The sequence below is a fragment of the Bordetella genomosp. 2 genome, from assembly GCF_002261345.1.
Lineage (GTDB): Bacteria > Pseudomonadota > Gammaproteobacteria > Burkholderiales > Burkholderiaceae_B > Bordetella_A.
In genome coordinates this window covers 859,169-871,391 of sequence record NZ_NEVT01000003.1, presented here as the reverse complement: position 1 = coordinate 871,391, position 12,223 = coordinate 859,169, and the positions used below count along the sequence as shown (strand labels likewise).

The following is a 12,223-nucleotide window of genomic DNA, read 5'->3' as shown; positions in this document are numbered from 1 at the left end:
TGTCACCAGTGAACAGGCGCTAGAGTTCGGTGCGCGCCAGCCATTCGCGCCAGCGCGGCGCGGCTTCGCGGATGCAGATGCGGCGATGGCCGTCGCGTCCGGACACGGAATCGGCATGCCACAGCGCCGCCACGATGGCCTGCTCGGCCGCCTCGGCGGCGGCTTCGAACAGCGGGTCGATGCGCGTTTCGTGCAACAGCGCCACGGCGGGCATGCCGCGCTCGGCCAGGTGGGGAATCGTATAGGCCGTGGAGAACGCCAGCGCGATATCGCCGCTGCCGTGGCCGAACACCGAGCCGGTGCGGGCCAGCCCGGCGCCCGCCCGCAGCGCCAGGCGGCGCAGTTGGCGGGCATCCAGCGGCGCGTCGGTGGCGACCAGCAGGATGATGGAACCCTGCTCCGGGCCGGCCGCCGCGGCGTCCGGCAGGCCGCGGTCCTGCTGGCGCGCCAGTTCGCGGCCGAACGGCCGGCCGGCCACGGTCAGGCTGGGCAGCCGGCCGAAATTGGCCAGCACCAGCGCGCCCACGGTGTAGCGCTGGCCGGGCTGGATCTCGGCCAGCCGCGACGCCGAGCCGATGCCGCCCTTGAGCGAGAACGAAGACATGCCGCGCCCCGCCCCCACCGAGCCCTGCGTGAAGCGCGCGGTGGCGCCGGCCAGCGCCTGCGTGTAATGGGTTTCCTGGACCGCCAGCGCCTGGATGTCGTTCAAGTAGCCGTCGTTGCACTCGAACACCAGCGGGTTCACCGTGGGCAGGCCGCGCCCGATCTCGGGGTTGGCGGCCACCGCCGCGCGGATCTGCGCATTGGCGACGCTGCCCACGCCGAAGGTATTGGTGAGCGCGATGGGCGTCTCCAGGACCCCCAGTTCGCGCACCTGGACCAGGCCGGTGCTTTTCCCGAAGCCGTTCAGCACGGCGGCGGCGGCCGGCACCTTGTCGCGGTACGGATCGCCGGCATGCGGGCGCACCACAGTTACGCCGGTCTGCAGCGGGCCGTCGGCCAGGGTGCAATGCCCGACGGTGACGCCGGCCACGTCGCTGATGGCGTCCAGCGGCCCCGCCGGCAGCGCGCCGATGCGGGGTAGATTCAATTGCTTGTGCATTGCGGCAGGCTACAGGCGGTCGATCTTGGGGTCCAGCGCATCGCGCAGGGCATCGCCCAGCAGGTTGAATGCCAGCACGGTGAAGAAGATGGCCAGACTGGGGAACAGGGCCACGTGCGGGGCGTTGACCATATCGGCGCGCGCCTCGTTCAGCATGGCACCCCACTCCGGGGTGGGCGGTTGCGCGCCCATGCCCAGGAACGACAGGCTGGCGGCGGTGATGATCGAGGTGCCCACGCGCATGGTGAAGTAGACCACGATGGACGAGATGGTGCCCGGCAGGATGTGGCGCACCAGGATGGTCCAGTCGGACGCGCCGATGCTCTTGGTGGCCTCGATATAGGTCAGGCTCTTCAGCGCCAGCGTGTTGCCGCGCACCAATCGCGCGAACGCCGGCACGCTGAACACCGACACCGCCACCACCACGTTGGTCATGCTGCTGCCCAGCACGGCGACCACGCCCAGCGCCAGCAGGATGCCGGGGAACGCGAACAGCACGTCCGAGATGCGCATGGTGATGCGATCCCACCAGCCTTCGTAGTACCCGGCCAGCAGGCCCAGCGCGGTGCCGATCAGGCCGCCCAGCAGTACCGACAGGAAGCCGGCCGCCAGGGAAATGCGCGCCCCCATCAGGATGCGGCTGAAGATGTCGCGGCCCAGCGGGTCGACCCCGAACCAGTGGGTCCAGGACGGGCCGGTATTGATCATGTCGTAGTCGAAGTAGTTCTCGGCATCGTACGGGCTGATCCAGGGCGCCAGCACGGCCACCAGCACCAGCAGCAGCACGAACACCAGGGCGCCCATGCCCACGTGCTGCTTGCGGAACTTGCGCCAGAACTCGCCCCAGGGGGTACGTACGTCGGTGCCGGTCTTTGCGGCGGTCGTTTGCGTCATGGCCGCCTCACTTGTAACGAATGGTGGGGTTGATGTAGCCATAGAGCATGTCCACGACCAGGTTGATCAGGATGAATTCCAGCGAGAACAGCAGCACCAGCGCCTGGATCACCGGGTAGTCGCGCATGTTCACCGAATCGACCAGCAGGCGTCCCAGCCCGGGCCAGTTGAAGACGGCCTCGACCACGATCGAGCCGCCCAGCAGGAAGCCGAACTGCAGGCCCATCATGGTGACCACCGGAATCAGCGCATTGCGCAGGCAATGCTTGATGATGACGACCCGCTCGCGCAGCCCCTTGGCGCGCGCGGTGCGCACGAAATCTTCCTGGATGACCTCGACGAACGAGGCGCGCGTGAAGCGCGCCATGACCGCCGCCACCGCGGCGCCCAGCGTGATCGACGGCAGGATATAGTGCTGCCACGAGCTGGCCCCTACAGTCGGCAGCCAGCCCAGGTCGACCGAAAATATCTGCATCAGGAGCATCCCCAGCGCGAACGCGGGGAACGAAATGCCCGACACGGCCAGCGTCATGCCCAGGCGGTCGGGCCAGCGGTTGCGGAACACCGCCGAGATGATGCCGATGCCCATGCCGAACACCACCGACCAGGCCATGCTGACCAGCGTCAGCAGCAGGGTCGGCATGAAGCGTTCGGCGATCTCCACCGACACCGGCCGGCGCGTGCGGATCGACGTGCCGAGGTCGCCCTGCACGATATTCGTGAAGAAGCGCACGAACTGTTCCGGCAGCGGCTTGTCCAGGCCCAGTTCCTTGCGCACCAGTTCGACGGTTTCGAGGTCGGCATCCTGGCCCGCGGCCAGCCGCGCGGGATCGCCCGGCAGCATGTGCACGAACAGGAATACCAGTACCGCCACGATCAGCAGCGTGGGCGCCAGTCCCACCAGCCGCTTCAGAAAATAATTCAGCATTTTGCAACCTGGTCGGCGTGACGGCGCGCCGGCGGGGCCGGCGCGCCATCGGCCGTGTATCGGCCGTTCTAGGAGAACGCGATTACTCGGAAACCGAGATCTCGCCCGAATTGATGTTGCCGTCGGGCATCACGTAGACGCCGTCCAGCTTCTTGCTGCGGGCATAGAGCATCTTCTCGGTGACCAGCGCGGCCCACGGGGCATCTTTCCAGATCTGCTCTTGCGCTTCCTGGTACAGCTTGGCCTTCTCCTGGTCGTCGACCGAGCGCAGGGCCTTGGCGATGTTGGTGTCGACCAGTTCGTTCTTGTAGTAGGCCGTGTTGTTCAGCTTGGGCGGGAACGATTCCGAGGCCAGCAGCGGACGCAGCGCCCAGTCGGCCTCGCCGGTGGAGGACGACCAGCCGGCGTAGTACATGCGCACCGGCGCGGTGGCGGGATCGGGCGCGGATTGGACCATCTCGGTGCGCTGGCCGACTTCCAGGGCCTGCACCTGGACTTTCACGCCGACCTGGCGCAACTGCTGTTGCACGAACTGCAGCACCTTCTGGGTGGTGGTGTTGTTATAGCCGCCCCACAGCACCGACTCGAAGCCGTCCGGGTAGCCGGCCTCGGCCAGCAGTTGCTTGGCCTTCTTGGGATCGTACGGCCACGGGTCCATCTTGTAGGCGTAGGTCACGCCCTGCGGCACGATGCCCTGGGCCGGGAAGGCGTAGCCGGCGAACGCCACCTTGGCCAGCGCCTCGCGGTTGATGGCGTAGTTGATGGCCTGGCGCACCTTGACGTTGTCGAACGGCTTGTGCTGCACGTTGAAGCTGATGTAGCGGGTGATGATCGAATCGCCGGTCAGCACGTCCAGCTTGTCGCTCTTTTGCAGCAGCGCGGCCTGCTCATAGGGCAGCGTGTAGGCGAAATCGGCCTCGCCGGTCTGCAGCATGGCGGCGCGGGTGCTGTTCTCGAGCACCGGCTTCCAGGTAATGGTGTCGACCTTGGGATAGCCCTTCTTCCAGTAGCCGTCGAACTTCTTGCCCTTCACATAATCGGTCTGCTTCCAGCCGTCGAACACGAAGGGGCCCGTGCCCACGGGATGGAAGGCGATGTCCTTGCCGTACTTCTTCAGCGCGGCGGGCGAAATGATGGCGGCCGAGGCGTGCGCTAGCGAGTTGATGAACGGCGCGAACGGCTCCTTGAGCGTGATGCGCAGCGTGGCGGCGTCCACCGCCTCGACCTTGGCGATGCGGTTGAACTGGTTATAGCGGGCCAGGTGGTTGTCGCGGTTGAGCACGCGCTCCAGGTTGACCTTGACCGCTTCGGCGTTGAAGTCCGTGCCGTCATGGAACTTGACGCCCTGGCGCAACTTGAAGGTATAGGTCAGGCCGTCGGGCGTGACCTCGTAGCTTTCGGCCAGCACCGGCTTGATCTTCAGGTCCTTGTCGAACTCGAACAGGCCTTCGTAGAACGACTTGGTAACCGCGGTGGTCAGGGTGGTGTTGGTGTTATAGGGGTCCAGCGTCTCGGCTTGCGAGCTCAGGGCCAGCACGACGTCCTTGGCCGCGAACGCGGCGCTGCCGCAGGTCAGGGCCGACAACGCCAGCAGGCTTGCCGCCAGGGTTTTGCGCTGGAACAGCGCATCGACTCGTTTCTTCATGAACAGGCTCCTTGGGGGGTAGACGGCTTGTTTATCAATAGGCGCCGGCGATGCGATGCCGAGCGACAAAATGCCGCGGCGCGACCTGCACCAACGGCTGGACCACCGGTTCGTCGCCGACGGCCCGGATGGGGCTGGGAATCTCGTCCGACAGCAGCTCGCGCTTCAGGTGGCGGCGCGCCGGATCGGCGATGGGCACCGCGGCCATGAGCTTGCGGGTGTACGGATGCTGCGGGTTCTCGAAAATGGCGCGGCGCGGGCCGATCTCGACGATCTGGCCCAGGTACATCACGGCCACGCGATGGCTGACGCGCTCGACGACCGCCATGTCGTGCGAAATGAACAGGAACGCCACGCCCAGTTCGCGCTGCAGGTCCAGCATCAGGTTGACGATCTGCGCCTGGATGGAGACGTCCAGCGCCGACACGGACTCGTCGGCCACCACCACCTTCGGGTTCAGCGCCAGTGCGCGCGCGATGGCGATGCGCTGGCGCTGGCCGCCCGAGAACTCGTGCGGATAGCGGCTGGCGTAGTCGGGCGGCAGGCCGACTTTTTCAAGCAGCCAGGCCACCCGCTGGCGCGCCGCCTCGCCCTTGGCCAGGCCGTGCACCAGCAGCGGCTCCATGATCGAGAAGCCCACCGTGACCCGCGGGTCGAGCGAGGCGAACGGATCCTGGAAAATGAACTGGATATTGCGGCGCAGGCTTTGCAGCGTGCTGGTGGGCATGTCGCGGATGTTCTGGCCGCCGAACTCGATGGCGCCGCTCTGGCTCTCGACCAGGCGCAGCAGCGAGCGGCCGGTAGTGGATTTGCCGCAGCCCGATTCGCCGACCAGCGCCAGCGTCTCGCCGGGATACAGGTCGAAACTGACCTTCTCGACCGCGTGCACCCTGCGCTTGACCTTGCCGAACAGGCCGCTGGGCACGTCGAAGCGGGTGATGAGGTCCTTGACGCGCAGGATCGGCTGGGCATCGTCGCGCAGCGTGTCGTGCGGTTCGATGGCCGGCTCCTCGCCTTGCGAATCGACGCGCAGCAGCGGGAACTTGGCCGGCGAGTCGGTGCCCGCCATGGCGCCCAGGCGCGGCACCGCCGACAGCAGCGCGCGCGTATAGGCGTGGCGGGGCTGTTCGAAGACGGCGTCCGAGGTGCCTTCCTCGACCTTGTCGCCGCGGTACATGACCAGCACGCGGTCGGCCACTTCGGCCACCACGCCCATGTCGTGCGTGATGAAGATCACGCCCATGTCCATTTCTTCCTGCAGCTGGCGGATCAGCTGCAGGATCTGCGCCTGGATCGTGACGTCGAGCGCCGTGGTGGGCTCGTCGGCGATCAGCAGCTGCGGCTTGCACGACAGCGCCATGGCGATCATCACGCGCTGGCGCATGCCGCCGGACAGCTGGTGCGGATAGCGGTCCAGCACCTGGCGCGCCTCGGGAATGCGCACGCGCTCCAGCATGCGCAGCGCCTCGGCGCGGGCGCTGGCGCGGTCCTTGCCCTGGTGCACGCGGATCGACTCGGCGATCTGGTCGCCCGCGGTGAACACCGGATTCAGCGACGTCATGGGTTCCTGGAAAATCATCGCGACGTCGGCGCCGCGGATGCCGCGCATGGTCGCGCCCGAGGCGCGCGCCAGGTCCACCACGGCGCCGCTGCGCCGACGCAGCAGCATGCTGCCGCTGGCGATCTTGCCGCCGCCATGTTCCACGAGCCGCATCAGCGCCAGCGACGTGACCGATTTGCCGGAGCCGGATTCGCCCACGATGGCCAGCGTCTCGCCGCGATCGATGTGGAACGACAGATTGCGCACCGCGTCCACGGTGCGCTCCGACGTGGCAAAGCGCACACTCAGGTCGTCCACCTGGACCACGCGGTTGTCAGGCAGCGTCAGGCTGCTAGCGCGATCAACCATATTTCTTCATCCCCTGCTGGCTGCCGCGTGGGCAGCGGTATTGCGCAACGGCCATCAGTAAATGGCCGCCACCGGCGGCTCGCCCACGCGGGCGTAGCCTCGATACATGCCTTCCGTGTTGAACGGCAGGACCACATTGCCCGCGGTGTCGACGGCGATCAGGCCGCCCTTGCCCTGGATCGCGGGCAAGGTCTCGAACACCACGCGATCGGCGGCCGCCTGCAGCGAGGCGCCGCCGTATTCCATCTGGGCGGCCACGTCGTGGGCGGCGACGGCGCGGATGAACATCTCGCCGGTGCCGGTGGTGGACACGGCGCAGCTGCGGTTGCTGGCGTAGCAGCCGGCGCCGATCAGCGGCGCGTCGCCCACCCGCCCGACCTGCTTGTTGGTGATGCCGCCGGTCGAGGTGGCCGCGGCCACATTGCCCTGCGCGTCGACCGCCACCGCGCCGACAGTGCCGTACTTCTTGTCGGCGTCCAGCGGGTCGGCCGGGGCCGGCTGGCCGCGCGCCACCAGGGCCTGGCCGTCGTGGTCGAGCACCGCCGCGTCGGGCGTCTCGCGCTGCACGCGCAGCAACTGTTCGCGCCGCGCCTCGGTCGAGAAATACGCCGGATCGACCAGTTCCAGCCCCTGGGCGCGGGCGAACTCCTCGGCGCCGGCGCCCACGAAGAACACATGCTTGCTGTGCTCCATGACCTGGCGCGCCGCCAGCACCGGGTTGCGCACGCGCGAGACATTGGCGATGGCGCCGCAGCGCAGCGTGGCGCCATCCATGATGGAGGCGTCCAGCTCATGGGTGCCCGCGCTGGTGAACACGGCGCCATGGCCCGCATTGAACAGCGGGCAGTCCTCCAGCAGGCGCACCGCTTCGGTCACCGCGTCGAGCGCGCTGCCGCCAGCGGCCAGCACGGCCTGGCCGGCCGCCAGAATGCGGTCCAGGGCGGCCAGGAACTCCTGCTCTTTCTCGGGCGACATGGCGGCGCGCGACATGGCGCCCGCGCCACCGTGGATCGCGATAACCGGCTGAATCATCTTTTTCCTGCTCCTACGCCATGGATGAGCCACGGCATGACGGACTGGGTCACGCCGGCCGCGGCCTGGATTGAATTCTTGGCCCGGTGGGCCACCGCGGCCGACAGGCCCTCCACCAGCCCCAGCGCGCCGGTCTCGGAATTGGCCGAAGCCTGGCGCGACGTGTGGGCATACAGCGCCACCGTCGCCAGGGGCGCCAGCGGCGAGGTGGGCTTGTCGGTCAGCACCAGCACCGGCACCCCCGCCTGCTGCGCCGCGCGGCCCAGCGTCACGGTATCGGCCAGGTAGCGCGGGAAGCCGATGGCAATCACCAGGTCGCGCGCCGTCATGCGCGACATCTGGCGCGCGGCGTGCGACACCCCGCCCGGCCCGGCCAGCGATTCGCAGGCGTGCAGGTGCATGCACAGCCCGCGCTGCAGCAGCCCGGCCAGGAAGCCGCTGGCGCCGAAGCCGATGATGAAGACGCGATCGGCGCCCAGGACGATATCGACGGCCCGCTCGCAGGCGTCGGCGTCCAGGTTCTGCAGCGTGCGCTGGGCGTTGCGGATGTCTTCCTCGAGCGTGGCCGCCATCACCTGCGCCGCCGTGGCGGAGTGCGCCAGTTCGACGCGCAGTTTTTCGACCGGCTCGAGCGCCGCCTCGAAGCCGCGCGCCAGCTCGGCGCGGAACTGCGGATAGCCCGGCAGATCGAGCGCGCGCGCAAAACGGTTGGCCGACGCCACCGATACGCCCACCGCGGCGGCGAACTCGTCGATGGTCATGGTGGCCACGCGGAACTGGTGCGCCAGCACATATTCGGCCATGCGATGCTGGGCACGGCTGAACGAAGGCTGCGCGCGGGCGATCCGGGCGGACACGGACAGGGGGACTGCCTTGGTCATGACGGGGCGAAGACTGCGGAGGGCGGCCGGAGGGCCGATTGATGTAAATTCGTTTACATCGAGATTTTAGATAAGAAAATAGATTTTCATACTCCGGGATTACCCTGCCGTGGCGCAATAAAAAAACCCTGCCGAAGCAGGGTTTTGCTGGGCGACGGGCGGCTTACAGGCCCGAGACGTCCAGCCTCGCCTGGGTCTTGGCCTGGATTTCCTCGACCGTCACGCCGGAAGCGAGTTCGAGCAGCTTCAGGCCGTTCTCGCCCACTTCCATTACGCCCAGGTCGGTGATGATCAGGTCGACCACCCCGACGCCGGTCAGGGGCAACGTGCACTCCGGCAGCAGCTTGATGTCCTCGGTGCCGTCCTTCTTCTTGGCCACGTGCTCCATCAACACCACGACCTTGCCCACGCCGGCCACCAGGTCCATGGCGCCGCCCATGCCCTTGACCATCTTCCCGGGAATCATCCAGTTGGCCAGGTCGCCTTTCTCGGACACCTGCATGGCGCCCAGGATGGCGAGGTTGATCTTGCCGCCGCGGATCATCGCGAACGAATCGGCCGACGAGAAGATCGACGAGCCGGGCAGCGTCGTCACCGTCTGCTTGCCGGCGTTGATGAGGTCCGGGTCGACCTCGTCCTCGGTGGGGAACGGGCCGATGCCGAGCAGGCCGTTTTCCGACTGCAGCCACACTTCCACGCCCGGCGGGACGTGGTTGGCCACCAGGGTGGGCAGGCCGATGCCCAGGTTCACGTAAAAACCGTCTTGCAGCTCGCGCGCGGCGCGCGCCGCCATTTCATCGCGGGACCATGCCATGTCGTATTCTCCTTAGGCCGGGCGAGTGGTGCGTTTTTCGATGCGCTTTTCCGGCTGGGCGTTGAGCACGATGCGGTGCACGTAGATGCCGGGAAGATGGACCTGGTCGGGATCGAGCGAGCCCGTGTCGACGATCTGCTCGACCTCGACCACGGTGACTTTGCCGGCCATCGCCACGTTGGGGTTGAAATTGCGCGCCGTCTTGCGGAACACCAGGTTGCCGCTGCGGTCGGCGACCTGCGCCTTGACCAGCGAGACGTCCGGTACCAGCGAGCGCTCCATGACGTACTGGTGGCCATCGAACTCACGCAGTTCCTTGCCATCGGCGACGATCGTACCGACGCCCGTGCGGGTGAAGAACGCCGGGATGCCGGCGCCGCCGGCGCGCAGCTTCTCGGCCAGCGTGCCCTGCGGAGTGAATTCCAGCTCGAGCTCGCCGGCCAGGTACTGGCGCTCGAATTCCTTGTTCTCGCCCACATACGAGGCGATCATCTTGCGGATCTGGCGCGTCTCGAGCAATTGGCCCAGCCCGAAGCCGTCCACCCCGGCGTTGTTGCTGATGCAAGTCAGGTCCTTGACGCCGGAATCGCGCAACGCGGCGATCAGCGCCTCGGGAATGCCGCACAGGCCGAAGCCGCCCACGGCGACCATCTGCCCGTCTTTGACGATGCCTGCCAGCGCCTCGGCGGCGCTTGCATAAACTTTGTCCATCTCTCCTGCTCCTAGTAAGGGTCGGGTCCAAAGGGCGCGGCTGCGGGGGGTGGCACGCCCGGTCGTATTCTGGTTTGCGCCGATTTTAACGGCATGCGGAGGCCGGCACGAACTGGCCGGCCAGGCGCGCCAGCACGTCCGCCGGCCAGGGCTGCGAGCGGTTGGCGATGAAATCCATCCATACCAGCACCGAGCGGCCGCGCGCGTACGGCCCCGTATCGTCGCCCACCTTCTCGAGCATCAGCTCATGCTCCACGCTGGAGCGGCCCAGCCGGGTCACGCGGTGGGTGACCCGCGCCGTGCACGGATACGTGAACGCGCGCAGGAAATCGCAGGACACATGCGCCAGGATGAAGCCCTGGTCGGCCGGCAGCGCCAGGCCCGCAGCGTAGAGAATCTGGATGCGGGCCTCTTCCATCAGGCGGAAGTAGATGGTGTTGTTCATGTGATTGAGGGCGTCGGCGTCGCCCCATCGCATGGGCAGTTCGACCTGGTGGCAATCGCCCACCTCGAGGGTGCGCGCGGGCTGGGAATCCCGGTTCACGAATGGTGCTCCTGACGAGAATCAAGCTGCCGGGGCACGGGGCGGCCGGCTGCAATACAATCGTCGATAATACTTCTTTGCATCACCAGAAGGCACATAGAGGGGATTTGTGTAATGTCCGAACGCGAGTCAATGGAATATGACGTGGTGGTGGTCGGCGGCGGGCCCGCCGGCCTGGCCGCCGCCTTGCGGCTCAAGCAGCTCGCCACCGAACGCAACCACGATCTGAGCGTCTGCGTACTCGAGAAAGGCGCCGAGATCGGCGCCCACATCCTGTCCGGCGCCGTCATGGACCCGCTGGCCCTGACCGAACTCATCCCCGACTGGAAGGACAAGGGCGCCCCGCTGAACGTGCCGGTCACCCAGGACCAGTTCCTGTTCCTGACCCGCACCGGCGCGCGCAGCACCCCCAACTGGATGCTGCCGGCCTGTTTCCAGAACCACGGCAACTACATCGTCCGCCTGGGCGATGTGGTCAAGTGGCTGGGCGAACAGGCCGAAGCCGCCGGCGTCGAGATCTTCCCCGGCTTCGCGGCCGCCGAGGTCCTCTACGACGAGAACGGCGCCGTGCGCGGCGTGGCCACCGGCGACATGGGCGTGGCGCGCGACGGATCGCACACCGACCACTACCAGCCCGGCATGGAACTGCTGGCCCGCTACACCATCTTCGCCGAGGGCTCGCGCGGCCAGCTGGGCCGCCAGCTCATCGAGCGCTACAAGCTCGACGACGGCCGCGACCCGCAGGCATACGGCATCGGCCTGAAGGAAATGTGGGAAGTCGATCCGGCCCAGGCGCGGCCCGGCCTGGTGGTGCACACCGCCGGCTGGCCGCTCGACGCCGACACCTACGGCGGCTCGTTCCTGTACCACCTGGACAACAACCTGGTGGCGGTCGGCATGGTCGTGGGCCTGGACTACGCCAACCCCTGGCTGTCGCCGTTCGAGGAATTCCAGCGCTACAAGACCCACCCCGCGATCCGCGGCACGTTCGAGGGCGGCAAGCGCATTGCCTACGGCGCGCGCGCCATCACGGCCGGCGGCCTGCTGTCGCTGCCCAAGCTGACCTTCCCGGGCGGCGCGCTGGTCGGCTGCGAGGCCGGCTTCCTGAACGCCTCGCGCATCAAGGGCAGCCACGCCGCCATCAAGACCGGCATGCTGGCCGCCGAGGCCGCGTTCGACGCCGTGGCCGCCGACCGCCGCCAGGACGAACTGTCCGCCTACCCGGCCGCGTTCGAATCGTCGTGGCTGCACACCGAGCTGAACAAGGCCCGCAACTTCAAGCAGTGGTTCAAGAAGGGCCGCACCATCGCGACCCTGATGACCGGCATCGAGCAACTGGTGCTCAAGGGCAACATCCCCTGGACCATCCACCGCACCAAGCCCGACCACGCCTGCCTGCAGCCGGCCTCGGAATGCGCGCGCATCGACTACCCCAAGCCGGACGGCAAGCTGACGTTCGACCGGCTCAGTTCGGTGTTCATCTCGAACACCAACCATGAGGAAAACGAACCGGTCCACCTGACCCTAAAGGACCCGACCGTGCCGGTGGCCGTCAACCTGGCCAAGTACGGCGGCCCGGAGGCGCGCTACTGCCCGGCCGGCGTCTACGAGTTCGTCAAGGACGACCACGGCGACGACCGCCTGCAGATCAACGCGCAGAACTGCGTGCACTGCAAGACCTGCGACATCAAGGACCCCACCCAGAACATCGTGTGGGTCGCTCCGCAAGGCGGCGAAGGCCCGGTCTACAGCGGCATGTAGGC

11 protein-coding genes are annotated in these 12,223 nt (G+C 67.4%); 1 reads left to right on the top strand and 10 read right to left on the bottom strand.

From position 1 onward, the window contains the following. Window positions 1-19 precede the first annotated feature (19 nt). The 10 genes from CAL24_RS06285 to CAL24_RS06240 form a co-directional block, all read right to left on the bottom strand. The gene (locus CAL24_RS06285) at window positions 20-1,102 is read right to left on the bottom strand and encodes a P1 family peptidase (RefSeq protein ID WP_141218050.1); all 1,083 of its coding nucleotides are present in this window, start codon (window positions 1,100-1,102) and stop codon (window positions 20-22) included. A gap of 9 nt (window positions 1,103-1,111) precedes the next feature. After that, window positions 1,112-1,996: a glutathione ABC transporter permease GsiD gene (gsiD, locus tag CAL24_RS06280; RefSeq protein ID WP_094806061.1), complete on the bottom strand. Its 885-nt coding sequence runs from the start codon at window positions 1,994-1,996 to the stop codon at window positions 1,112-1,114. 7 nt (window positions 1,997-2,003) lie between these two features. Further along, window positions 2,004-2,924 carry a glutathione ABC transporter permease GsiC gene (gene gsiC / locus CAL24_RS06275; protein ID WP_028354334.1) on the bottom strand — a complete coding sequence of 307 codons (921 nt, stop codon included), beginning with the start codon at window positions 2,922-2,924 and terminating at the stop codon, window positions 2,004-2,006. Between the two features lie 82 nt (window positions 2,925-3,006). Then, a complete protein-coding gene (gsiB, locus tag CAL24_RS06270) occupies window positions 3,007-4,569 on the bottom strand; it encodes a glutathione ABC transporter substrate-binding protein GsiB (protein ID WP_028354335.1) in 1,563 nt (520 codons plus the stop codon). A 34-nt stretch (window positions 4,570-4,603) separates the two neighbouring features. Further along, window positions 4,604-6,478, bottom strand: coding sequence for a dipeptide ABC transporter ATP-binding protein (locus CAL24_RS06265; protein ID WP_094806060.1), 1,875 nt, complete (start codon window positions 6,476-6,478; stop codon window positions 4,604-4,606). 54 nt (window positions 6,479-6,532) lie between these two features. Continuing rightward, window positions 6,533-7,510, bottom strand: coding sequence for an isoaspartyl peptidase/L-asparaginase family protein (locus tag CAL24_RS06260; RefSeq protein ID WP_094806059.1), 978 nt, complete (start codon window positions 7,508-7,510; stop codon window positions 6,533-6,535). After that, window positions 7,507-8,391: a MurR/RpiR family transcriptional regulator gene (locus CAL24_RS06255; protein WP_028356313.1), complete on the bottom strand. Its 885-nt coding sequence runs from the start codon at window positions 8,389-8,391 to the stop codon at window positions 7,507-7,509. Before CAL24_RS06255 ends, CAL24_RS06260 begins: the two co-directional genes overlap by 4 nt. Before the next feature lie 163 nt (window positions 8,392-8,554). Beyond that, complete coding sequence (locus CAL24_RS06250) at window positions 8,555-9,205, bottom strand: CoA transferase subunit B (protein ID WP_028356314.1); 651 nt, start codon at window positions 9,203-9,205, stop codon at window positions 8,555-8,557. 12 nt (window positions 9,206-9,217) lie between these two features. Next, window positions 9,218-9,916, bottom strand: a complete 699-nt coding sequence (locus CAL24_RS06245) for a CoA transferase subunit A (protein WP_028356315.1) — start codon at window positions 9,914-9,916, stop codon at window positions 9,218-9,220. Window positions 9,917-10,001: 85 nt separating this feature from the next. Further along, complete coding sequence (locus CAL24_RS06240) at window positions 10,002-10,460, bottom strand: acyl-CoA thioesterase (RefSeq protein ID WP_170947033.1); 459 nt, start codon at window positions 10,458-10,460, stop codon at window positions 10,002-10,004. Between the two features lie 114 nt (window positions 10,461-10,574). On the opposite strand from CAL24_RS06240, the gene CAL24_RS06235 reads away from it, so the two are divergent. Beyond that, window positions 10,575-12,221, top strand: a complete 1,647-nt coding sequence (locus CAL24_RS06235) for an electron transfer flavoprotein-ubiquinone oxidoreductase (protein ID WP_038854074.1) — start codon at window positions 10,575-10,577, stop codon at window positions 12,219-12,221. Window positions 12,222-12,223: the final 2 nt, after the last annotated feature.